The 20,821-nt window shown below is 70.6% G+C and carries 25 protein-coding genes and 1 tRNA gene; 14 read left to right on the top strand and 12 right to left on the bottom strand.

The window, feature by feature from the left end; translation table 11 throughout:
• Positions 1-3 precede the first annotated feature (3 nt).
• The 6 genes from FCL41_RS04305 to FCL41_RS04330 all read right to left on the bottom strand — a co-directional run bounded on the left by FCL41_RS04305 (position 4) and on the right by FCL41_RS04330 (position 5,512).
• Complete coding sequence (locus FCL41_RS04305; RefSeq protein ID WP_239021773.1) at positions 4-810, bottom strand: amino acid ABC transporter permease; 807 nt, start codon at positions 808-810, stop codon at positions 4-6.
• A 38-nt stretch (positions 811-848) separates the two neighbouring features.
• Positions 849-1,637: an ABC transporter substrate-binding protein gene (locus FCL41_RS04310; RefSeq protein ID WP_137066170.1), complete on the bottom strand. Its 789-nt coding sequence runs from the start codon at positions 1,635-1,637 to the stop codon at positions 849-851.
• A gap of 73 nt (positions 1,638-1,710) precedes the next feature.
• A complete protein-coding gene (locus FCL41_RS04315) occupies positions 1,711-2,490 on the bottom strand; it encodes an enoyl-CoA hydratase (protein WP_239021774.1) in 780 nt (259 codons plus the stop codon).
• Positions 2,474-3,058 carry an isochorismatase family protein gene (locus FCL41_RS04320; RefSeq protein ID WP_275403778.1) on the bottom strand — a complete coding sequence of 195 codons (585 nt, stop codon included), beginning with the start codon at positions 3,056-3,058 and terminating at the stop codon, positions 2,474-2,476. Before FCL41_RS04320 ends, FCL41_RS04315 begins: the two co-directional genes overlap by 17 nt.
• 95 nt (positions 3,059-3,153) lie before the next feature.
• Complete coding sequence (locus FCL41_RS04325) at positions 3,154-4,065, bottom strand: hypothetical protein (protein ID WP_137066172.1); 912 nt, start codon at positions 4,063-4,065, stop codon at positions 3,154-3,156.
• Positions 4,066-4,210: 145 nt separating this feature from the next.
• A complete protein-coding gene (locus tag FCL41_RS04330; RefSeq protein WP_275403756.1) occupies positions 4,211-5,512 on the bottom strand; it encodes a nicotinate phosphoribosyltransferase in 1,302 nt (433 codons plus the stop codon).
• Between the two features lie 26 nt (positions 5,513-5,538).
• On the opposite strand from FCL41_RS04330, the gene clpS reads away from it, so the two are divergent.
• Both clpS and FCL41_RS04340 read left to right on the top strand, forming a co-directional pair.
• Positions 5,539-5,832, top strand: coding sequence for an ATP-dependent Clp protease adapter ClpS (gene clpS / locus FCL41_RS04335; RefSeq protein WP_137066174.1), 294 nt, complete (start codon positions 5,539-5,541; stop codon positions 5,830-5,832).
• A complete protein-coding gene (locus FCL41_RS04340; protein WP_137066175.1) occupies positions 5,832-6,416 on the top strand; it encodes a DUF2017 domain-containing protein in 585 nt (194 codons plus the stop codon). The genes clpS and FCL41_RS04340 overlap by 1 nt, the downstream gene beginning before the upstream one ends.
• Positions 6,417-6,440: 24 nt before the next feature.
• Here the strand turns inward: FCL41_RS04340 and FCL41_RS04345 are convergent, their stop codons facing one another.
• Entirely contained in the window at positions 6,441-7,718 is a 1,278-nt protein-coding gene (locus FCL41_RS04345; RefSeq protein ID WP_170970273.1) for an MFS transporter, read from the bottom strand.
• 129 nt (positions 7,719-7,847) lie between these two features.
• Here FCL41_RS04345 and FCL41_RS04350 point away from each other — a divergent pair, with 129 nt between their 5' ends.
• The 3 genes from FCL41_RS04350 to FCL41_RS04360 are packed head-to-tail and all read left to right on the top strand — an operon-like array spanning position 7,848 to position 9,543.
• On the top strand, positions 7,848-8,264 hold the full coding sequence (locus FCL41_RS04350) for a M67 family metallopeptidase (protein WP_137066177.1): 417 nt from the start codon (positions 7,848-7,850) through the stop codon (positions 8,262-8,264).
• Between the two features lie 51 nt (positions 8,265-8,315).
• Positions 8,316-8,591, top strand: a complete 276-nt coding sequence (locus FCL41_RS04355; RefSeq protein WP_137066178.1) for a MoaD/ThiS family protein — start codon at positions 8,316-8,318, stop codon at positions 8,589-8,591.
• A 4-nt stretch (positions 8,592-8,595) separates the two neighbouring features.
• Positions 8,596-9,543: a PLP-dependent cysteine synthase family protein gene (locus FCL41_RS04360; RefSeq protein WP_137066179.1), complete on the top strand. Its 948-nt coding sequence runs from the start codon at positions 8,596-8,598 to the stop codon at positions 9,541-9,543.
• A gap of 31 nt (positions 9,544-9,574) precedes the next feature.
• On the opposite strand, the gene FCL41_RS04365 is transcribed toward FCL41_RS04360, so the two are convergent.
• Complete coding sequence (locus FCL41_RS04365) at positions 9,575-10,594, bottom strand: alkaline phosphatase family protein (protein ID WP_175422341.1); 1,020 nt, start codon at positions 10,592-10,594, stop codon at positions 9,575-9,577.
• Positions 10,595-10,856: 262 nt separating this feature from the next.
• Between FCL41_RS04365 and FCL41_RS04370 the strand changes: the two genes are divergently transcribed.
• From FCL41_RS04370 to rdgB, 5 genes are all read left to right on the top strand, one after another.
• On the top strand, positions 10,857-11,621 hold the full coding sequence (locus FCL41_RS04370) for an MBL fold metallo-hydrolase (protein WP_137066181.1): 765 nt from the start codon (positions 10,857-10,859) through the stop codon (positions 11,619-11,621).
• A gap of 57 nt (positions 11,622-11,678) precedes the next feature.
• The gene (locus FCL41_RS04375) at positions 11,679-12,593 is read left to right on the top strand and encodes an ABC transporter ATP-binding protein (protein ID WP_137066182.1); all 915 of its coding nucleotides are present in this window, start codon (positions 11,679-11,681) and stop codon (positions 12,591-12,593) included.
• Positions 12,590-13,426 (top strand): ABC transporter permease, encoded by an 837-nt coding sequence (locus tag FCL41_RS04380; RefSeq protein ID WP_137066183.1) that lies wholly within the window; start codon positions 12,590-12,592, stop codon positions 13,424-13,426. Before FCL41_RS04375 ends, FCL41_RS04380 begins: the two co-directional genes overlap by 4 nt.
• A gap of 77 nt (positions 13,427-13,503) precedes the next feature.
• Positions 13,504-14,256 (top strand): ribonuclease PH, encoded by a 753-nt coding sequence (rph, locus tag FCL41_RS04385; protein ID WP_137066184.1) that lies wholly within the window; start codon positions 13,504-13,506, stop codon positions 14,254-14,256.
• A 1-nt stretch (position 14,257) separates the two neighbouring features.
• Positions 14,258-14,887 carry an RdgB/HAM1 family non-canonical purine NTP pyrophosphatase gene (gene rdgB, locus FCL41_RS04390; RefSeq protein ID WP_275403757.1) on the top strand — a complete coding sequence of 210 codons (630 nt, stop codon included), beginning with the start codon at positions 14,258-14,260 and terminating at the stop codon, positions 14,885-14,887.
• A gap of 54 nt (positions 14,888-14,941) precedes the next feature.
• On the opposite strand, the gene FCL41_RS04395 is transcribed toward rdgB, so the two are convergent.
• Together FCL41_RS04395 and FCL41_RS04400 are read right to left on the bottom strand one after the other, a co-directional pair.
• On the bottom strand, positions 14,942-15,823 hold the full coding sequence (locus FCL41_RS04395; protein ID WP_137066185.1) for a bile acid:sodium symporter family protein: 882 nt from the start codon (positions 15,821-15,823) through the stop codon (positions 14,942-14,944).
• Positions 15,824-15,979: 156 nt separating this feature from the next.
• A tRNA-Leu gene (locus FCL41_RS04400) sits at positions 15,980-16,064 on the bottom strand.
• Between the two features lie 19 nt (positions 16,065-16,083).
• Between FCL41_RS04400 and FCL41_RS04405 the strand changes: the two genes are divergently transcribed.
• Entirely contained in the window at positions 16,084-17,025 is a 942-nt protein-coding gene (locus FCL41_RS04405; RefSeq protein WP_212723153.1) for an ABC transporter ATP-binding protein, read from the top strand.
• On the top strand, positions 17,022-17,834 hold the full coding sequence (locus tag FCL41_RS04410) for an ABC transporter permease (protein WP_137066186.1): 813 nt from the start codon (positions 17,022-17,024) through the stop codon (positions 17,832-17,834). Before FCL41_RS04405 ends, FCL41_RS04410 begins: the two co-directional genes overlap by 4 nt.
• Before the next feature lie 5 nt (positions 17,835-17,839).
• On the opposite strand, the gene bcp is transcribed toward FCL41_RS04410, so the two are convergent.
• Positions 17,840-18,310, bottom strand: a complete 471-nt coding sequence (gene bcp / locus FCL41_RS04415; protein WP_137066187.1) for a thioredoxin-dependent thiol peroxidase — start codon at positions 18,308-18,310, stop codon at positions 17,840-17,842.
• 135 nt (positions 18,311-18,445) lie between these two features.
• Here bcp and FCL41_RS04420 point away from each other — a divergent pair, with 135 nt between their 5' ends.
• Both FCL41_RS04420 and FCL41_RS04425 read left to right on the top strand, forming a co-directional pair.
• Entirely contained in the window at positions 18,446-18,697 is a 252-nt protein-coding gene (locus FCL41_RS04420) for a DUF3618 domain-containing protein (protein ID WP_137066188.1), read from the top strand.
• A gap of 40 nt (positions 18,698-18,737) precedes the next feature.
• The gene (locus tag FCL41_RS04425; protein WP_137066849.1) at positions 18,738-19,037 is read left to right on the top strand and encodes a GroES family chaperonin; all 300 of its coding nucleotides are present in this window, start codon (positions 18,738-18,740) and stop codon (positions 19,035-19,037) included.
• A 36-nt stretch (positions 19,038-19,073) separates the two neighbouring features.
• Here FCL41_RS04425 and FCL41_RS04430 read toward each other — a convergent pair whose 3' ends face one another.
• The gene (locus FCL41_RS04430) at positions 19,074-20,720 is read right to left on the bottom strand and encodes a sensor histidine kinase (protein WP_137066189.1); all 1,647 of its coding nucleotides are present in this window, start codon (positions 20,718-20,720) and stop codon (positions 19,074-19,076) included.
• Positions 20,721-20,821 lie beyond the last annotated feature (101 nt).

Here is a 20,821-nt window from a genome sequence, read left to right on the forward strand (position 1 = left end):
GGGTCACCGAGCCTTCTGCTGTCGACGTTCCATCCACGCCACCAGCTGGGTGATCGGGATGGCGATGAGGAGGTAGACGATGGCGACGGCCATCAGGGGGGAGGAGTTCGCGTACGTGGTCAGGCCGTTCTGGCCGAACGCGAGCAGGTCGCGCTCGACGGCCTGCATCCCGATCACGCTGAGGAGCGCGGTGTCCTTGAGCAGCAGCACGAACTCGTTGGTCATCGGCGGGATGACGACCCGGACGGCCTGGGGAAGCACGACCGTGACCATGGTGCGGGGTGCACTCATGCCGAGCGAGCGAGCCGCTTCTGCCTGCCCCTTCGGCACGGCCTGGATGCCCGCCCGCAGGGTCTCGGCCATGTAGGCCGAGCCGACCAGGATCAGCGCCAAGATGCCGCCGGTGGTGTTGCTGCTCAGCCCCAGCCAGCCGATCTCGGGCCAGTTGTAGCCGAACGCGAGCGGCACGCCGAATGCCAGCAGGATGATCACGACCAGGGCGGGGAGCCCACGGAAGGTCTCGATGAAGAGGGTGGCCAACCACCGGTACGGGGCCACGGGTGACATCCGCATCAGCGCCAGCACGAGCGCAAGTGCGAGTGCTCCCGCGAAGGAGAGCGCCGTGTACTTGATCGTGTTCCAGGCGGCGACCAGGATCAGGTCCGGCCAGAGGTCCTTCCAGACGGCTTCGTCGAAGAAGTTCGTGCGGATGGACTCCCAGTCGGCGGTCGTCGCGAGAGCGATGAGCACGACCACGAAGAGGGCGTACATCGCCCCCCTCGTGAGCCGCTGGCGGTTCTTCTTGGTCACCCGTGGTCCCGTCGTCGGTTCGCGTCAGTCGTGCTGCGTCACTTGGCGCTGAAGTAGGAGTCGTAGATCTCCTGGTAGCGGCCGCTCTCACGGATCGCGTCCAGCGCCTCGTTGACCTTCGCGGCCAGCGGGGAGTCCTTCTTCATGGCGAGGCCGTAGGACTCGTCGGTCGCGTACTCCTCGACGATCGTGTAGCCGCCGGCCTTCTCGTGCTCGACGTTGACCGGGAGGTCCTGGAGCAGGGCGTCGACCTGACCACCCTTGAGGGCGGGCCACATCTCACCGTCGGAGGGGAAGATCACGATCTTCGCGCCCGTGGCGTTGTCGTTGGCGTAGCTCTCACCGGTGGTGCCCTTCTGGACACCGACCTTCTTGCCGTCGAGGTCGTCGATGCTCTTGATGTCCGAGCCCTCGGGGACGAGCAGCGACTGCATCGACTCGTAGTACGGGTCGGAGAAGGTGATCTTCTCCTCGCGCTTCTCGGTGATCGTCATCGCGGAGGCACCGAGGTCGCACTTGTTGGTGGCGAACTCGAGGCCACCCTGCAGGGAGTTGAAGTCGGCGTCGCGGACCACGAGCTCGAGGTCGAGGTGGTCGGCCACCTCCTGGACGATGTCGATGTCGTAGCCCTTGAAACCGGTCGGGGAGGACTTGTCGAAGTCCTCGAACGGCGGGTACGGCACGTCGGCGCAGACGGTCAGCTTGCCGTCGGCGATCGTGGTGACGGAGCCGTCGGCGGACTTCGGCTCGTCGTCGGAGTCGGAACCGCAAGCGGCCAGGGACAGGGCCAGCACACCGGCCGCGAGGGGAGTCAGGAAGCGCTTCATGGCGGGGATCCTATGTCGCCCGCGCGCTGACGAAACCTGCCGGTACGTCGGGGAACGCGCGACGGCGCCCCCGTCACTCCCCGCGGAAGACCGCCGCTCGCCGCTCCACGAAGGCGCTCACACCCTCGACGACGTCCTTGGTGCGGGCCAGCAGTGACTGGCCGCGGTGCTCGGTCTCCATCGCCTGCTCCAGGTGGGGGAGGGTGGCCGCGTTGATCGCCTTCTTGGTCGCGGCGAGCGCGAGCGGCGCACCCGCCTCGAGCTTGGCGAGCAGTACCTCGACGACCTCGTCGTAGGTGTCCTCGGTGGTCACGTGAGTGACCAGGCCTGCCAGGTAGGCCTCCGTCGCGTCGAACTTCTCGGCCAGCAACGCCATCCGCATGGCCCGGGCGCGCCCGATGGAGGCGGCCACCGTCGCGGTGGTCGCGCCGTCGGGCATCAGGCCCAGGCGGGTGAAGGAGAGGCTGAACGAGGCCGACGGGTGGGCGACCACGAGGTCACAGGCCAGGGCCAGTGCGCAGCCGAAGCCCGCCGCCGGGCCACTGACCGCGGCCAGCACGGGCTTGTCGAGCGTGGTGATCGCCCGGATCGCGCGGTTGGCCAGCACCATGGCCGAGCCGTCGGCGACCCGCGCGGGGTCCAGCCCGGCGAGGTCGGCCCCGGAGCAGAACGCGCGGCCCTCCCCGGTCAGGTGCACGACGCGTACGGAGTCGTCGGTGACGGCTTCCTCCAGGGCGAGGGCCAGGCCCTCGACCATGGCGGGCGAGGCCGAGTTGAGGCTGTGGGGACGGTCCAGGCGCAGGCGCAGGATCCCGCCCTCGCGGGTCACGGAGAGGTCAGTCAAGGCGGACACCCGCCTCCTCCATCTCGCGCAGCGCGGCGCGGGTCGTCGTCGGTGCGACGCCGGCGCACAGGCTGGTCAGGACCCGGGTCCGGAACCCGGCGCTGACGGCGTCGAGGGCGGTCGCGCGGACGCAGTGGTCGGTCGCGATGCCGCAGACGTCGACGGCGGCGACGTGGTGCGTACGCAGCCACTCGGCCAGCAACGTGCCGTCGTCGCTCTGCCCCTCGAACCCGGAGTACGCGGCCGAGTGCCGCCCCTTGAGGAAGACCGCGTCGAAGGTGCGCGGCATGAGGTTGGGGTGGAACTCCTCGCCCGACGTACCGACCTCGCAGTGCACCGGCCACGTGTCGACGAAGTCGGGGTTGGAGGACCAGTGCTCACCGGGGTCGATGTGGTGGTCGCGCGTGGCGACGACGTACGGGTAGTGCGGGGCGGCGGCCGACTGCTCCTGCCGGGCCGCCAGCAGCGCCGCGATGTCGGCGGCCACCCGCGCGCCGCCCTGGACGGCCAGCGAACCGCCCTCACAGAAGTCGTTCTGCACGTCCACCACGATGAGTGCCCGAGTCATGGTGGTCAGCGTAGACCGCCTGACCAGTCGCGTCAGCGCAGAAACTGGCGGGTCGGCGACGCTGAGGGCGCTCGGAGCGTCTCCTCGCCGCCAATTGCGCGGCGTCACCGGACGAGCCGTCGGCCAAGCGCCGTACGCACGGAGTCGGTGAGAGCGGAGGAACGCAGCTGGTCGTGCCAGGAACGGACCCGGGCGGGATCGTGCGACCGTCCCAACGTCAGGTCGATGTCGCGCAGTACGCCGCTCGCCCGCCCGAGGAGGTCACTGCTGGTGTAGCCACGCCGCACCCATCCCGCTTCGACCAGACGGCGCTGCCTCCGCAGGTCCGTGCGCTGACGCTCGACCTCGAGGTGGTGGTGACCGTCGTACTCGTGCAGGACCGCGAAGCCGTCGAGACGGAGGTCGCCGCGAGCCACGAAGCCTCCGTCGTCGGTCCGGACCTCGAACTGCGGGGTGACCGCCACGCCCATCAGGCGGTGGAACTCGCGCAGCACCGTCTCCCATGCCGACTCGCTGCGCCCGTCGGCCAGCCGGATCACCCGGCGCAGCCGGGGTGCGCCACGCCGCCGGACCCGGCTGGCCTCCTGCAGCTGTGACAGGTCCACGAGACGGAGGTGCAGGGCGGAGTCGACGGCGACGAGGGCGTCGAGGTCAGCCAGGTCGCGGCACAGCGTCAGCAGGACGTCGACCACGCCGACCAGCGGGATGCCGCGATGGACGACAGGCGGTTGGACCGGCTCGCTCCTGATCACCCGGAGTCCCGGTCGCTCCGGTTTCGCCGAGCCCGGGACCTGCACGGTCACCGGGAGCGGCACGGGCACCGAGGGAAGCCACAGCCCCCACGCCTTCGCGCCGGTGAGGTGGGTGAAGGCCGCTCCCTCGGGAAGCCGGCTGGCCCAGGCGCGCAGCTCAGCACTGAAGGAATCGGCGGCGTCGGCGCGGCGAACGGCTCCGCGGGTCACCGGGACCCATGCGACGCCCCGGCGTTCGCCTCGATGCGTGGTGCGTACGTCCATGCACCGAGCGTGGCCGCTGGTCGCGCCGCCGGTGTGCGCAGGACGTACGGCAGGGGGAAGACGCAGCAACTGGCGGGTTGGTGACGCTTCGCGGCGCCGGGGCGTCTCCCTTCCGCCAGTTGCCGCGCGCGAGCGCCGAACGCGCTCAGCCCAGGTGGATCGTCGGGATGACCGGCTGGCCCTTGCTCAGCATCCGCGCCTGCAGCGGCAGCTCCTCGCGTGAGCTGAGGTGGCGCTCTCGCGAGGCGGCCAGCGGCTCCTCGCCCACGACCACGCCGTCGCGCACCAGCGGCACCAGCAGCTCGCGGTCGTCGCCGTCGTCGACGGGCGGCGTACCGATGCCGATGACCTCGGCCTCGGCGACGCCGTCGCGGTCGCGGCGTCTCAGGGCGTACTTCCGTCCGCCGACGGAGGCCTTGTCCTTGCTCTTCTTGGCCACCGGCACCAGCTCGCCGTCGTCGCCCTCGCGCGCGACCAGCTTGTAGACGAAGCCGGAGGTGGGGTGACCCGAGCCGGTGACCAGCTGGGTGCCGACGCCGTAGCCGTCCACGGGGGCGGCGGCCAGGGCGGCGATGGCGTACTCGTCGAGGTCGCTGGTGACGACGATCTTGGTCTCCCGCGCGCCGAGGGCGTCGAGCTGGGCGCGCACCTCGTGGGCCAGCAGCCCCAGGTCGCCGGAGTCGATGCGTACGGCCCCGAGCTCGGGTCCGGCCACCTCGACCGCCGTACGCACGGCCTCGGCGATGTCGTAGGTGTCGATGAGCAGCGTGGTCCCGCGGCCCAACGACGAGACCTGCGCGGTGAAGGCGTCGCGCTCGGTGTCGTGGAGCAGCGTGAAGCTGTGGGCCGACGTCCCGGTCGTGGGGATGCCGTGGCGCTGGCGTGCGGCGAGGTTGGAGGTGGCCTCGAAACCGGCGACGTACGCAGCCCGCGCCGCTGCGACCGCCGCCTCCTCGTGCGTGCGGCGCGACCCCATCTCGATGCACGGTCGCCCGTCCGCGGCCCAGGTCATCCGGGAGGCGGCCGAGGCGATCGCGGAGTCGTGGTTGTAGATCGACAGCAGCACCGTCTCCAGGAGCACGGCCTCGGCGAAGGTGCCCTCCACGACCACCAGCGGCGAGTAGGGGAGGTAGACCTCGCCCTCCGGGTAGCCCCAGACGTCGCCGGTGAACTCGTGGTCGGCCAGCCAGGAGAGCGTCTGCTCGTCGACGACGCGCCCCTCGTCGAGCACCCCCAGCACCTCGTCGTCGAAGCGGAATCGCGCGATGGTGTCCAGCGCGCGCCCGACACCGCCGACCACGCCGTAGCGCCTGCCCTCGGGGAGGCGGCGCGGGAAGAGCTCGAAGACCGCACGACGCCGTGCCGTTCCGGCCTGGAGGGCGGCCTGGAGCATGGTCAGCTCGTAGTGGTCGGTCAGCAGGGCGGTCGACGGTGCTCGTTCGCTCACGCACACCACTGTGCCACGATGAAGCCGTGTCATCTCCGAGCCCCGTCGAGGTCGAACCGGACCTCCACGTCCACGACGTCCTCCGTCCCGACCGCGGATGGGTGACCATCGTGTGGAACGACCCGGTGAACCTCATGTCCTACGTGACCTACGTCTTCCGCACCCACTTCGGCTACTCCAGGGAGAAGGCCGAGAAGCTGATGATGGAGGTCCACGAGGAGGGCCGCTCGTCGGTCAGCACGGGCAGCCGCGAGGAGATGGAGCGCGACGTCCAGGCCATGCACGGCTACGGACTGTGGGCCACGATGGAGCGCGCCTGATGGGAGCCTTCACCCGGCACCGCCGCAGTGGGCAGGTCATCGCCAACTTCTCCGGCTTCGAGGCCGACCTGCTGCGCAACCTCGCCTCCCAGCTGGTCGAGCTGCTGCGTGACGAGCAGCCGACGCCCGACGACGACGCCGATCCGCTCGAGGCGATGTTCGACTTCTCCGGCCCTGTCGACGAGCCCGAGGACCCGGTGCTGCTGCGGCTCTTCCCGACCGCGTACGCCGACGACCCCGAGGCCGCGGGCGAGTTCCGGCGCTACACCGAGACGACGCTGCGCGAGGCCAAGGAACGTACGGCGATGACGATGATCTCCTCGCTCGAGGAGGGCGGGCTGCCGCCCGAGCTGGAGGACTTCGACCTGGTCATCGACGTCGAGCTCGACGCCGAGGAGGCGCTCGCCTGGCTGCGCGGGCTCACCGACCTGCGCCTCGCCCTCGCCGCGCGTCTCGGCGTCGAGGACGGCGACGAGGAGTTCTGGGAGGCCCTCGACGACGAGGACCCCCGCGCCGCCACCCACGACATCTACGAGTGGCTCGGCTACCTGCAGGAGACCCTCGTCATGGCCGTCGACGTCTGACGCGACCGGACCGGCCGCACCGCCTCAGCCCGAGTGCGTGGTCACGCCGTAGTGCGCACGGCTCGTGAGTGCCCAGCGGGAGACCGGGACGATCGCCAGCGCGGTGGCGACCATGATCGCGCCCATCACCAGCCAGCCCAGCTCGCCGACGTCGACGCAGAGCAGCACCACCACGGGTGGCCCGAAGATCTCCATCAGGCTCCAGCCGAGACCGCTGAAGCCTTGGTACTGGCCCTGCTTCTCGTGCGGGGCGAGCCCCATCTGCAGCGCCCACTGGCCACCCGAGCCGACCATCTCCCCGACGACGTGGACGAGGCTGCCAGCCACCAGGGCGACCGAGGCGAGCACAGCGCCGAGCGTGCCGGCGAGGGCGACGAGCGCGAATCCGCCGGCCAGGAAGAGCGAGGCGATGAGCATGGAGCGCGCGCCCTCGGTGACCGTGCCGCTGCCGTGGGAGAGCCGCACCTGGAAGAGCGCCACCATGGCGGTGTTGAGCACCAGGAGCACCGAGATCATCACGTGCGGCGCGGTGGTGTGCTCGGCGAGGTAGAGGACGATGCCGATGTCCATCACCACGAAGTGCACGCAGAAGATGCCGATCAGGAGCGTGAGCACGGCGTAGGGCACGTCGCGCAGCACGCCCAGGCGCGGCTCGCCGGCCACGACGGGCCGCGGCGGCAGGTGGGGCAGCCGCAGGGTCACCACGGCTGACACGGCGCAGAGCAGGGCGTCGAGGACGAAGACGCTGACGTAGGCCCACGGCTCGTCGACGAGCAGGGCGAGTCCGCCGACCAGTGAGCCGAGACCCATGGAGACGTTGGTGACGGCGCGCAGGTAGGCCTTGAACTGCACGCCGCGACCACCCCTGGCCAGCTGGGCGATCACTCCGCCGCGGACGGCGTGGCCCGAGCTCCGGAAGAGGGCGAGTGCCCCCATCAGCAGGGCGAGCTGCAAGGGCGTACGCGCCAGCACCGGGGTCGCCGCCAGGAGCGCGGTGAAGGCAGCCGTGGCCACCACCACCTCGCGGGGACCGCGGGTGTCGGCGAGGTGACCGGCTGGCACTTGCACCAGGAGGCCGACCAGTCCGGCCATCGACAGTGCCAGCGCGACCTGACCGGGCGAGAAGCCCGCGACCCGGGTGAAGTAGAGGGCGCTGGTGGTCATCAGGGCGCCACTGCCGAAGCGGTGGGCGAAGGTGCTCGCAGCGAGGATCCGCAGGTCGGGGTCGAGGGGGATGCCGCGGCGCGTCAACGGGGGACGCGGCGCCTGGGAGGCGCTGGTGCCTGGGGTGGTTGAGGTCATGGCCGCCTTCCGAGTGACGTGCGCCGCGATCATGAGACTGCACCGGGCCGCGACTGCGCAAATGCTTTACGCCGTACGCTGCGCGGCCACCCGTGGAGCGCGCCCTCGCGCTCGCCTAGGATTGAGGTCGTGTTGACCATCAGCAGCCTCCTGCGCGACGCGATCGTCGCCCACGCCGAGCGGGACCATCCGGACGAGGCCTGCGGCATCGTCGCCGGCCCGGAGGGCAGCGACACCCCCACGCGCCTCGTCGAGATGGTCAACGCGGCCAGCAGCCCGACCTTCTACGAGTTCGACCCGACGGAGCTGCTCGCCCTCTACAAGCAGATGTGGGCGAACGACGAGGAACCGGTCGTCGTCTACCACTCCCACACCGCGACCGAGGCCTACCCGAGCCGCACCGACATCGGTCTGGCCAGTGAGCCGGGCGCCCACTACGTGCTGGTCAGCACCCGCCACCTCGAGGACGGGGGAGAGGCGGAGTTCCGCTCCTTCCGGATCATCGACGGCACCGTCACGGAGGAAGAGATCACCTTCACCGACTGACCTCCACCGTCCCCCCGCACGTCCCGCACCCAGCCCCACGAGGAGTTCCCCATGGCCATCGAGGTCAAGATCCCCACCATCATGCGCACCTACACCGGCGGCGAGAAGGTCGTCACCGGCGAGGGCACCACGCTCGCGGCCCTCATCGAGGACCTCGAGGCCCACCACCACGGCATCGCCGAGCGCCTGCTCGAGGACGGCAAGCTGCGCCGCTTCGTCAACGTCTACGTCAACGACGAGGACGTGCGCTTCCTCGGTGGTCTGGAGGCCAAGCTCAGCGACGGCGACGAGGTCGTCGTCCTGCCGGCCGTCGCGGGCGGCTGCTGACCGCGTGCGCTTCGACAACCTCCTCGCCTCGGTCGGCGGGACCCCGTTGGTCGGGCTCCCGCGTCTCTCGCCGAGCCCCGACGTACGCCTGTGGGCGAAGCTCGAGGACCGCAACCCGACCGGGTCGATCAAGGACCGCCCCGCCCTGAAGATGGTCGAGATGGCGGAGGCCGACGGCACCCTGCGCCCCGGATGCACCATCCTGGAGCCGACCAGCGGCAACACCGGCATCTCGCTCGCCATGGCGGCCAAGCTCAAGGGCTACCGGATCGTCTGCGTGATGCCGGAGAACACCTCCGAGGAGCGGCGCCAGCTGCTGCGGATGTGGGGCGCGGAGATCATCTCCTCGCCCGCTGCCGGTGGGTCCAACGAGGCCGTGCGGGTGGCCAAGGAGCTGGCCCAGCAGCACCCGGAGTGGGTGATGCTCTACCAGTACGGCAACCCCGCCAACGCCCTCGCGCACGAGCAGGGCACGGGCCCCGAGCTGCTGGCCGACCTGCCCGAGATCACCCACTTCGTCGCGGGCCTCGGCACCACCGGAACCCTGATGGGCGTCTCGCGCTTCTTCCGCGCGGCCAAGCCGGACGTACGCATCGTGGCCGCCGAGCCGCGCTACGGCGAGCTCGTCTACGGACTGCGCAACCTCGACGAGGGCTTCGTGCCCGAGCTGTACGACGCCGACCTCATCGACGCACGCTTCAGCGTCGGCCCCCGCGACGCGGTCAAGCGGGTCCGTGAGCTGCTGGAGCAGGAGGGGATCTTCGCCGGCATCTCGACCGGTGCGATCCTGCACGCGGCCATCCGCCAGGCGCAGGCGGCCGTCAAGGCCGGTCAGCGGGCCGACATCGCCTTCGTCGTGGCCGACGGCGGCTGGAAGTACCTCTCCACGGGCGCCTACGAGGGCACGCTCGACGAGGCGGAGGACCAGCTCGACGGCCAGCTCTGGGCCTGACCGCACGGTCGCGGCCCGACGGGCGTGACCCTCAGGGGCGGACCCACTTCAGGTGCTGGTCCTTGTTGAACTCGCTGCCCGGCACCGGGGGGAGCCCCAGGAGGTCGAGCACGAAGTTGGCGGCGTCGCCGTTGCGCACCGGTGGCAGGTCGGCGTCGTACGCCGGCTGCTGGCGCCCCGGGTCGGCGACCGTGTCGGGGTTGATCCGGTAGAAGTCGGCGCCGGCCGCGATGCCGGGACCCTGGGCGATGAAGAAGATCTTCTGGTTGCCCAGCCGGTCGGCGTCGCCGTGGCCCTTGCCGCCCGCGGAGCCGTGGTCGGAGGTGAGCACGATCGCGACCTTGCCGCGCAGCCGTGGGGTGGTGCGGATGGTGCGCACCGCCTTGCCGATCAACTGGTCGGTGCGCATGACTGCCCTCAGGTACGCCTTCGAGGAGAAGCCATGGGCGTGACCGGCGCGGTCGGGCGTGGCGATGTGCCAGAACCGCAGCGCCCGCTTCTTCCGGCGCAGGTCGGTGGTCACGTCCTTGGCGAGTCGGCCGTCATCGGTGCGCACCCGGAAGCGGTCGATCGACTTGCCCCAGCTGCGCCGGTGGAGCGTGAACTTCGTCTTGCCGGCGAAGAGCGCGGTGCGGCGACCCGCGGAGTCGACCCGGGTGAAGAGTGAGGCGACACGGTGCCCCGCGGCTTCGTGGACGGTGGCCGGCTCGCGGCGGGCGTCGTTCCACAGGACCCCGTGGCCGCCCGTCTCCGCGTCGATCCGCCGCCCGGTGAGCATGCCGGTGTGGTTGGGCAGGGTCGTGGTCAGCTCGACCGCCGTGCGCGCGTTGCGCGTCGAGGTGCCTCGGGCCATGAGCCGGTGCAGGTGCGGGGCGCGTTGGCGACCGAGCTTGGCCACGGAAGCGGGGGTGAGGCCGTCGACGGAGATCAGCAGCACGCTGCGTACGCGGGACCCGGCGCGCGCCGTGCCGTCCGCCGCGGGAGTCGAGGACGCCGTGGCGCTGGACCCACCGCTGGACCCACTGCTGGGACCATCGGAGGGAGTACTCACTGCCGCCCCGGCCGTGCCCTGGGAGGGAGGCGCCAGGAGGACTCCCGCAGCCAGCGCGGAGACGGCGAAGGAGGCCAACGGCGATGCGGTCCGGGTGCGCATACCGCCACCGTACGCCGGTGTGACGTGTCACAGGCATGGCTTGGAGGAGGTCCCGGACCCACGTGAGATGGATCGCCCCGGCCCCCACCGGAGCCCGAACCGCATAACCTTGGCCGCGTACGCGCACCCCGAGCGCGAACCGTTCGTGAAGGGACAGCGCATGAGGCTCACAGTGGTTGGTTGCTCCGGGTCCTACCCGGGCCCCGACTCTCCAGCGAGTTGCTACCTCCTGGAGGCCGACCACGAGGGCCGCACCTGGCGCGTCCTGCTGGACCTCGGCAACGGCGCGCTGGGCGTGCTGCAGCGGTTCGCTGACCCCCTGACCATCGACGCCGTCTTCCTCTCCCACCTGCACGCGGACCACTGCCTCGACCTCTGCGGCTACCACGTGATGCGCAAGTACCACCCCAGCGGCCACCAGCCGCGCATCCCGGTCTGGGGCCCGATCGGCACCGCGGAGCGCATGGCGAAGGCGTACGACCTTCCCCTCGACCCCGGCATGAGCGAGGAGTTCGACTTCCGGGTCTGGGGCGAGCCGGTGCGGATCGGTCCGTTCACGGTCGAGGCCGTGCCTGTCGACCACCCGGTGCCCGCCTTCTCCCTGCGCGTCACCTGGCAGGACAAGGTGCTGGCCTACACCGGCGACTGCGGGCCGTGCGACGGCGTGCGCGAGGCAGCGCTGGGCGCCGACCTGCTGCTGGCCGAGGCCTCCTTCGAGGAGGGGGCCGACAACCCTGCGAACCTTCACCTCACCGGCCAGGAGTGCGCCGACCTGGCCACCGTCGCCGGAGCGCCGCGGCTGGTGCTCACCCACATCCCGCCGTGGCACGACCCGCAGGTCGTCCTCAAGGAGGCGCGGGCCGCGTACGACGGTGAGCTGAGCCTCGCGCGCACCGGCGCGGTGTACGACTTCTCGACCTTCTGACGACCACTCGGTGGTGCGGCTCACACGGTGCGGCCGTGATGAGGCATCCTGAGGGCCATGATTTCTGTCCAGAACCTCAGCAAGAGCTATGGCGGGTTCCGCGCCGTGGACGACGTCTCGTTCGTCGCCGAGCCCGGGAGGGTGACCGGTTTCCTCGGGCCGAACGGGGCCGGCAAGACCACCACGATGCGGATGCTGGTCGGGCTGACCACCATCACCAACGGCACCGCCACGATCGGCGGGATGCGTTTCTCCGAGATCCCCAACCCGGGTCGCCACGTCGGCGTCCTGCTCGACGCGTCGGCGCAGCACGCCGGGCGTACGGGCCGGGAGGTGCTGGCCCTCTCGGCAGCGACGATGGGCCTTCCCGCCAGCCGGGTCGACGAGATGCTCGAGCTGGTCAGCCTGACCGGCACCGAGTCCAAGCGTCGGGTGCGCAACTACTCCCTCGGGATGAGGCAGCGCCTCGGCATCGCCAACGCGCTGCTCGGTGACCCGTCGGTCCTGATCCTGGACGAGCCGGCCAACGGCCTCGACCCGGCCGGCATCCACTGGATGCGTGGCCTGCTCAAGACCTTCGCCGACCAGGGCGGCACGGTGCTGCTCTCGTCGCACCTGCTCAACGAGGTCGAGCTCGTCGCCGACGAGATGGTGGTGATCGGCAACGGCCGGATCGTCGCCCAGGGCGACAAGAGGACGTTGCTCGAGCAGGCGGGCGGCTCCGGCTGCTACGTCACGGGCGAGGACCGCGAGGCGCTGGCCACCGCGCTCAAGGCCGCGGGGCTGCCCCACACCGTCGCCGGCGACGGCTTCCACGTCGAGGCTGAACCGCGCGAGGTGGGCCGTGCGGCGGCGCAGCACGGCGTCGTCCTCGTCGACCTCCGTCCGGCCGAGGGCGGGCTCGAGAAGCTCTTCCTGACGCTCACCGCCCCCACCCAGCGAGACCACCAGACCGAAGGAGCCTCGGCATGAGCACCCCGGCAACCGCCACGGCATCCACCGCGGCACCCGTCAACCGCACCTTTGACGTCTCCGGGACCCGCCCGGTCCCGTTCGCCCGCCTGGTCAAGGTCGAGCTGCGCAAGATGACCGACACGCGCGCCGGGCGCTGGATGCTCGGGATCATCGCGCTGGCCACCGCCGGCGTCGTGGTGCTGGGCTTCGTCCTCACCCGTGACGACGTCGACGACCGCACCTTCCTGAGCTTCTTCGAGAACACGAACACCCCGCAGATGCTGCTGCTGCCCGTGCTCGGCATCCTGCTGATCACCCAGGAGTGGGGCCAGCGGACCACGCTGACGACCTTCGCCCTGGAACCGTCGCGGGTCAAGGTGGTCGCCGCCAAGACGGTCGCAGCGCTGCTCTTCGGCCTCGCCGCCGTCCTCCTGGCGGGCGTGATCAGTGCCGTCGCCGCGGTCGTCGGAGGAGCGGCCGACCCGTGGCTCGACACCGAGTGGCTGCGCTTGGCCAACCTCACCCTGCTCCAGGTGATGGCGGTGCTCCAGGGCGTCGGCTTCGGCCTGCTGCTGCTCAACTCGGCCGGTGCGATCGTGCTCTTCTTCGCCCTGCCGGTCGTGGTCAACATCGTTGCCGGCTTCTCGTCCTGGGTGCGCGAGAACAGCCCCTGGTTCGACATCGCCATGGCGCAGGCGCCGCTCTACGGCTACGACCCCATGACGGGCGAAAGACTGGCCGCCGCGCTCAGCGGCGAGCAGTGGACCCAGCTCGGCGTGGTCACCGTGATCTGGATCGTCCTGCCGTTCGTGATCGGCATGGCGCGCGTGCTGCGCGGCGAGATGAAGTGAGCCGCTGAGCCCGTCGTACGACATCACAGGCGCCCCGGACCGGACGGTTCGGGGCGCCTGTGCCTAGGCTCGTCCCCATGACTGACCCCACCTCCCTCACCCACCCCCCGCGCGTCGACGGGCGAGCCGACGACGAGCTGCGCGAGATCCGGTTCACCCGCCAGTGGCAGGACCACCCGGCCGGGTCGGTCCTGGTCGAGTTCGGGCGTACGCGCGTGCTGTGTGCGGCCTCGGTGAGCGAAGGCGTGCCGCGCTGGCGCAAGGGGTCGGGCCTGGGCTGGGTGACGGCGGAGTACGCGATGCTTCCCTCGGCCACCAACACCCGCTCCGACCGCGAGTCGGTGAAGGGGCGCATCGGCGGGCGTACGCACGAGATCTCCCGCCTGATCGGACGCTCGCTGCGCGCGGTCATCGACTACAAGGCCCTCGGGGAGAACACGATCCAGCTCGACTGCGACGTGCTCCAGGCCGACGGCGGCACCCGCACAGCTGCGATCACCGGCGCGTACGTCGCGCTGTACGACGCCGTCGAGCACCTGCGCGCCAAGGGCGCGTTGGCCGGCGAGGCCCTCACCGGCTCCGTCGCCGCGGTCAGCGTGGGCATCATCGACGGCGCCCCGCGCCTCGACCTGCCCTACGTGGAGGACGTGCGCGCCGAGACCGACATGAACATCGTGATGACCGGTGACGGTCGCTTCATCGAGGTGCAGGGCACCGCCGAGGGCGCTCCCTTCGACCGCTCCGAGCTCGACGGACTACTCGCGCTCGGCGAGAAGGGGTGTGCCGACCTGACGCGTCTCCAGCGACTCACCCTCGGCCTGGAGGCCTGAGGTGGGCGGGGGGCCGCAGATCTTCCTCGCCTCGCGCAACGCGAAGAAGATCGCGGAGATGGAGCGCATCCTCGCCGAGCACGTGCCCGACGTGGAGGTGCTCGGCCTCGACGACGTCGACGACTACGACGAGCCGGCCGAGGACGAGGCGACCTTCGAGGGCAACGCCCTGCTGAAGGCACGCGCGGGCGTCGCGGCCACCGGGCTGCCCACGATCGCCGACGACTCGGGTCTCTGCGTCGACGCCCTCAACGGGATGCCGGGTGTGCTCTCCGCGCGCTGGGCGGGCCGCATGAAGAGCGACACGGCCAACAACGAGCTGCTCCTCGACCAGATGCACGACGTGCCGGACGCCCGTCGTGGCGCCCACTTCCGCTGCGCGGTGGCGTGGGTGCTCCCCGACGGCACCGAGCGCGTCGTCGAAGGGCGCATGGCCGGCCGGATCATCCGCGAGATGCGCGGGTCGGGCGGGTTCGGCTACGACGTGCTCTTCGTGCCGGAGGAGTACGCGACCTCCGGCCTCACCTCGGCCGAGATGCTGCCGCAGGAGAAGGACCGCATCTCGCACCGCGGCCGGGCGCTGCGCGAGATCGCGCCCCTGGTCGCCGCCGACCTGCGCGACCGGGACTGAGCCAGGGCCGGACGCAGGGCCGGACGCAGGGCCGGACGCAGGGCAGACGCAGGGTCAGACGGTCGCGTCCACCTGCACCTGCGGCGCGGACTCACGCCGCGAGACGAAGCTGCCCCAGGCTGCGGCGAAGACGAACATGATGATCGAGTAGACGGCTGCGGGCACCGAGATCTCCGTGTTGTCGAGCACCTCGACGGCCACGAAGATGGCCAGCGTGGAGTTGTGCACCCCGATCTCCATCGACGACGAGATGGCCTGGGGGCCGGGCACGCCCAGCGACTTCGGCACGAAGTAGCCGACCGCCAGGCTGATCGCGCAGAAGAGGGCCGCAGCGACCCCGATCTGGGCGAGGTAGTCGCCGATGTGGGCGCGCTCGGCCGCGATCACGCCGAGGATGAGGACCACCAGGATGATGGCCGAGGCAATGCGGACGGGCTTGTCCATCCGCTGGGCGAACCCGGGCTTCTTCGCCCTGACCAGCATGCCCAGCCCCACCGGCACCAGGATCAGCGCGAAGACGTTCAGCACCTCGCCCAGTGGCATCGTCACGTCGTCCTGACGGTCGTACCAGGCGATCGCGAAGCCGGTGATCAGCGGCAGCGTGAGGATGGCGATCAGCGAGTTGACCGCGGTCAGCGTGATGTTGAGGGCCACGTCGCCCCGGTAGAGGTGGCTGAAGAGTGCCGCCGTCGTCCCGCCGGGGGAGGCGGCCAGCAGCATGAGTCCGATGCCCAGCAGCGGGGAGAGGTCGAGCGCGACGACCAGCCCGAAGCAGATGGCCGGCAGCAGGAGCAGCTGGCAGACCAGCGCGATCACGGCCGCCCGCGGGTGCCGTCCGACCCGCTTGAAGTCGTTGACGGTGAGGTCGAGACCCAGCCCGAACATGATGATCCCGAGGGCGACGGGCAGACCGATGGTCGTGAGCGCTGAGTCCATGGCGACGGACCCTAGGGTGACGCACGTCACTTGGGAAGGGGCGGTCACTCCTCGGACGCGCCTGCCGAACCGCCGGGGGCCCAGCACCCCCGGGGCCAGGGAGGGTGCGCGTGTGGGAAAGTGAGCGCTCTCACGCAGGGGTCACGTCGAGGTGACTGGTGCCGAAGGGGGGACTCGAACCCCCACGCCCTGGAGCACAGGAACCTAAATCCTGCGTGTCTGCCAATTCCACCACTCCGGCCTGAGGAGAAAGTCTAGGTATGACGCCCGCTCCAGCCCGCACAGGGATGTCGATCGAGTTCCGCGGACTCAGCAAGTCGTTCGGAGGGGTGCAGGCCGTCAGCGACCTCACCTTCGAGGTGGCGCCGGGGAGGGTGACCGGCTTCCTCGGCCCCAACGGCTCCGGCAAGACCACGACGTTGCGGATGCTGATGGGGCTCGTCACCCCCGACGCGGGCACCGCCCTGGTCGGCGGGCGACCGTACGCCGAGCACCCGCACCCGGCCCGCGTGGTGGGTGCCTCGCTCGAGGCGAGCTTCCACCCCGGTCGCACCGCGCGGGGGCACCTGCGTACGTTGGCTCCGCACGTCGGCGTTCCGGCCGCGCGCGTCGACGAGGTGCTGGCGCAGGTCGGCCTCTCCGCGGCGGCGGACCGCAAGGTCGGCGGCTTCAGCCTCGGCATGCGTCAGCGCCTGGCCCTGGCCACCACGCTGCTCGGCGACCCCGACGTGCTGGTGCTCGACGAGCCGGCCAACGGGCTCGACCCGGCCGGCATCATCTGGCTGCGTGACCTCCTCCGCTTCCTGGCGAGCGAGGGCCGCACCGTCCTGGTCTCCTCCCACGTGCTCGCCGAGGTGCAGGCCACCGTCGACGACGTCGTCGTGATCGCCCAGGGGCGGCTCGTCCACGCCTCCAGCCTCGCGGAGATGGTCCGACTGGCCGACTCCCACGTGCGCGTCTGCGGGCCCGACCTCGCCGCCCTGGCGACGGTGGCGCAGGAGCAGGGGTGGCGCGTCGACCGACGCGGTGACCACCTCAGGATCTCCGGCGCCAGCGCCGCCCAGGTGGGCGCCGCCGCCTTTGCCGCCGGACAGGCGGTGCACGAGCTGACCGAGGTGGGCGCCAACCTCGAGGAGACCTTCCTGCAGCTGGTCTCGGGCGAGTCCGTCGCCGCGGAGAAGACCCAGGAGGTGGCGGCATGAGTGCGTTCAGGGCCGGACTGGTCTCCGAGCTCCGCAAGTCGACCTCCACCTCCCTGTGGTGGATCCTCGCCGGAGGGGCCTTCCTCTACCTGGCCTTCATGGGGGCGGTGATGGCCTTCGCCGTCTCGGTGCCCGTGGAGGAGGGTGGCATGGGCGGTGAGGGCATGGACCCGCTCGCCCTGGTGCAGACGATCTACTCGTTGCCCACCGCGATGGGCTACGTCTTCCCGCTGGTCTTCGGGGCACTCTCGATCACGGGGGAGTTCCGTCACCGCACGTTGACCTCGAGTCTCGTGGCAGACCCGAGTCGTACTCGACTGATCGTCTCCAAGGTGCTCGTCCAGGGCGGCTTCGGCGCCCTGATCGGCGCCTGCAGCATCTTGGGCGCGGTCCTGGCGGCTGCCCTCGTCTTCGCCGCGACCGACGTGGACCCCTTCCTCGGCTCCCCCGAGGTGTGGACGACGCTGGGCCTGAGCGTGCTGGCGCTCGCGCTGTGGGGCATGGTCGGGGTCGGCTTCGGTGCGTTGGTTCCCAACCAGGTGGCCTCGATCGTCATGATCCTGGCGTTCACCCAGCTGCTCGAGCCGATCCTGCGGCTGGCGCTGGGCGCCATGGGCGACGCCACCGCGCAGGTCTCGCTCTACTTCCCGGGCGCAGCAGCGGAGGCGCTCGTCGGCTCCAGCATCTACACCGCCATCGGCGCCTCGGAGCTGCTGTCGCGCTGGGCCGGGGGACTGGTCCTGCTGGCCTACGCCGTGCTCTTCGCGCTGGTCGGTCGGTTCACGACGCTGCGGCGCGACCTGACCTGAGCCCCTCAGGCGAGGGACAGGTCACGCCGTAGCTTGGCGACGTGGCCGGTGGCCTTGACGTTGTACTGGGCGACCTCGACCTTGCCCTCGGGGTCGACGACCACGGTGGAGCGGATCACGCCCTCGACGACCTTGCCGTAGAGCTTCTTCTCGCCGAACGCGCCGTAGGCCGTCAGCGTCTCCTTGGTCGGGTCGGAGAGGAGCGTGATGGTGAGCCCGTCGCGCTCGCGGAACTTGGCCAGCTTCTCCGGCTTGTCGGGGGAGATGCCGACGACCTCGTAGCCAGCGGCCTTGAGGGAGTCGAGCGAGTCGGTGAAGTCGCAGGCCTGCTTGGTGCAACCGGGGGTCATCGCAGCCGGGTAGAAGTAGACGATGACGCGACGGCCCGCGAAGTCGGAGAGCGAGACCTGCTCGCCGGTGTCAGAGGTGAGGGTGAAGGCGGGGGCGGTGTCGCCGACGGCGAGGCGGTGGCTCACGGGGGTCTCCTGGGGTCGTACGGGCGGGGCCCGGTCGGGCCCGGGCACGAGGTGACGGTACCGGGCGAAGGGGACGCAGCGTCCGCGGTGCCGCCTACCCTGTCCTCGCGATGGACCGGTTGGTAGCCTGCGGGGGTGACCAATGACGTTGCCGCCCTTGAGCGGGAGATCGAGCAGACGCGCGACCGACTGGCCGACACCTTGGACCAGTTGCTCTACCGGGCCCACCCGAAGACCATCGTCAGTCGAGAGGTCACCTCGTTGAAGGCGCACTTCGTCGACCTCGACACCGGTGCCGCGCGCACCGACAACATCCTCAAGGCAGCCGCCGGCGTGGCCGGGTTCGTGGTGCTCTTCGCGGTGATCCGCAAGATTGCTCGTGACTGACCCCTCGCTCGCCTCTGCGGGGTTCAAGGCCCCGATCAAGATGCTGCACGACCGACTCCTGGTCCAGTCCGACGAGGAGGCCGGTGAGCGTCGCTCCAGCGGTGGCATCGTCATCCCGGCGACCGCGGCGCTGGGCGCCCGTCGCCTGAGCTGGTCGAAGGTCGTCTCCACCGGTCCGCAGGCGCGCGCCGTGCAGGTGGGCGACCGGGTCCTCTTCGACCCCGAGGACAAGGCCGAGGTCGAGGTCCACGGAGAGGTCTACGTCGTGATGCGGGAGCGGGACGTCCACGCGGTGGCCTCCGAGCGTCTCGAGGGCGGCTCGACCGGGCTCTACCTCTGACCCAGCCCCTGTCACCCAGCGTCGTACGCAGCCGCCTCAGGCGGGCAGGTACACGCGGAACGTCGTACCGACGTTGACCCGTGAGGCCACCTCGACCTGACCGCCGTGGCTCTCCACGATGGAGCGCACGATCGACAGGCCCAGGCCGGTGCCCTGGATGTGCTTCTCCTGGGAGACCGAGGAGCGGAAGAACTGGGCGAAGAGCCGGTCCAGGTCCTCCTCCGGGATGCCGTAACCGGTGTCGGAGACCTCGATGATCGCCCACTTCGCCTCCTGGGTGAGGCGTACCGTCACCCGCCCCAGCGGAGGCGTGAACTTCACCGCGTTGGACATCAGGTTGACCAGGACGCGCTCGAGCTTCTCCGCCTCGCCGACCACCTTCACCGGGTGGGGCGGAAGGTCCATCTCGAGGCTGACCTCGGCGCTGCGCAGTCGCGGCAGGATCGCCTCCTCGCCTGAGCGCACCACCGCCACCAGGTCGACCGGGTCCTGGGCGATCTCCATCTTCTTAGCCCGCAGCCGGGAGAGGTCGAGGAGGTCGTCGATGAGGGAAAGCAGGCGGCGGCCGTTGTCGCCGATGCGGATCGTGGCCTCGCTCTGGTCGGGGGAGAGGCGCCCGAAGTCCCCGTCCTCGAGCATCTCGGTGTAGCCGATGATGTTGGTGATCGGGGTGCGCAGCTCATGGCTGACCGTGGAGACGAAGGCGTCCTTGACCCGGTCGACCTCGCGCATCTCCTCCAGGGCGCTGCGTTCGGCCTCGAGCGCCTCGAAGACGGTGTTGAGCTTGCTCTCTGCCACCTTGCCGGCCTTGTCCAGCGCCTCACGGCGGCTCTCGGAGCGCGCCCGGGCGCTGCTGATGTTGAGCGCGACGACGGCCACCGAGCAGGTGATGAGGAAGATCTGCGCATAGACCATCTGCAGGTCCTCAGGCAGGGCGCGACCGTGGGTGGCGCCGTTGTAGGGCCCGGAGCCGTGCCCGGTGAAGAAGGTGATGATCAGGCGGACCACGACCAGCTGGACCAGTGTCTCGACCAAGGAGAGGCGCAGGCCCGCCCACATCAGGAGCACGAGGACCACGTAGGGGAACTCGGTGGTGAAGGGGGTCGCGAAGACCACGATGGTCGCGACCAGGAGGGCCGTCCACTGCGTGGCCCGCTCGGGCACGGTGGCCAGGGAGGGGGCGTCGCGGCCGCGCATCACGAGCGGCAACCAGAGGACCAGGGAGGCCGTCATGTCGACGAAGGAACCCAGGGTGAGAGCCGCGACCTCGTCGACGCCGGAGAGCGCGCCCACGATCCCGACCGGCACGGCCACGATGACGCCACCGACGTTGGCCGCGATGACCACCCGTAGCAGGTCGAGCTCGGTACGCATGCGCAGCTCGCCCGCGGACTCGCGCAACACCTGCAGGGCCACGAAGGCCGCCGCAACGCCCGTGCCGGCGTACGCCAGTGCGAGGGGGAGTGGCGTGCCGAAGGCCCAGAGGCTGACAGCCGTCGAGAGGAACGCGACTCCCGCCAACGAGAGCCGTTGCGGGCCGTGGACCGTCAGCAGGGCGACGGCGATCAGTCCGAGCGGGTAGAGGCCCATCCCCGTCACCGCCGGTGAGTCGGTGGCGTTCGCCAACGCCGCCAGGAGGACGCCGCCAACGATCAGCAGCACGCCCTTTCCTGCTCCGGGCATCCGGAATCCTCCCCCCTGAGAAGTCGCAGTATCCATTCTGGCGTGGATGGGGCGACGGTGTGGGGAATCGCGCACACCAGGCACCGAACCGGGTCACAGGT

The sequence above is a fragment of the Nocardioides jishulii genome (assembly GCF_006007965.1).
Lineage (GTDB): Bacteria > Actinomycetota > Actinomycetes > Propionibacteriales > Nocardioidaceae > Nocardioides > Nocardioides jishulii.

Coding starts and splice junctions, on each gene's coding strand:
- FCL41_RS04310 (WP_137066170.1), bottom strand. CDS start 1,637: ATGAAGCGCTTCCTGACTCCCCTCGCGGCCGGTGTGCTGGCCCTGTCC.
- FCL41_RS04325 (WP_137066172.1), bottom strand. CDS start 4,065: ATGGACGTACGCACCACGCATCGAGGCGAACGCCGGGGCGTCGCATGG.
- FCL41_RS04340 (WP_137066175.1), top strand. CDS start 5,832: ATGGGAGCCTTCACCCGGCACCGCCGCAGTGGGCAGGTCATCGCCAAC.
- FCL41_RS04345 (WP_170970273.1), bottom strand. CDS start 7,718: ATGACCTCAACCACCCCAGGCACCAGCGCCTCCCAGGCGCCGCGTCCC.
- FCL41_RS04355 (WP_137066178.1), top strand. CDS start 8,316: ATGGCCATCGAGGTCAAGATCCCCACCATCATGCGCACCTACACCGGC.
- FCL41_RS04370 (WP_137066181.1), top strand. CDS start 10,857: ATGAGGCTCACAGTGGTTGGTTGCTCCGGGTCCTACCCGGGCCCCGAC.
- FCL41_RS04375 (WP_137066182.1), top strand. CDS start 11,679: ATGATTTCTGTCCAGAACCTCAGCAAGAGCTATGGCGGGTTCCGCGCC.
- FCL41_RS04380 (WP_137066183.1), top strand. CDS start 12,590: ATGAGCACCCCGGCAACCGCCACGGCATCCACCGCGGCACCCGTCAAC.
- rph (WP_137066184.1), top strand. CDS start 13,504: ATGACTGACCCCACCTCCCTCACCCACCCCCCGCGCGTCGACGGGCGA.
- FCL41_RS04395 (WP_137066185.1), bottom strand. CDS start 15,823: ATGGACTCAGCGCTCACGACCATCGGTCTGCCCGTCGCCCTCGGGATC.
- FCL41_RS04405 (WP_212723153.1), top strand. CDS start 16,084: ATGACGCCCGCTCCAGCCCGCACAGGGATGTCGATCGAGTTCCGCGGA.
- FCL41_RS04410 (WP_137066186.1), top strand. CDS start 17,022: ATGAGTGCGTTCAGGGCCGGACTGGTCTCCGAGCTCCGCAAGTCGACC.
- FCL41_RS04425 (WP_137066849.1), top strand. CDS start 18,738: ATGCTGCACGACCGACTCCTGGTCCAGTCCGACGAGGAGGCCGGTGAG.
- FCL41_RS04430 (WP_137066189.1), bottom strand. CDS start 20,720: ATGCCCGGAGCAGGAAAGGGCGTGCTGCTGATCGTTGGCGGCGTCCTC.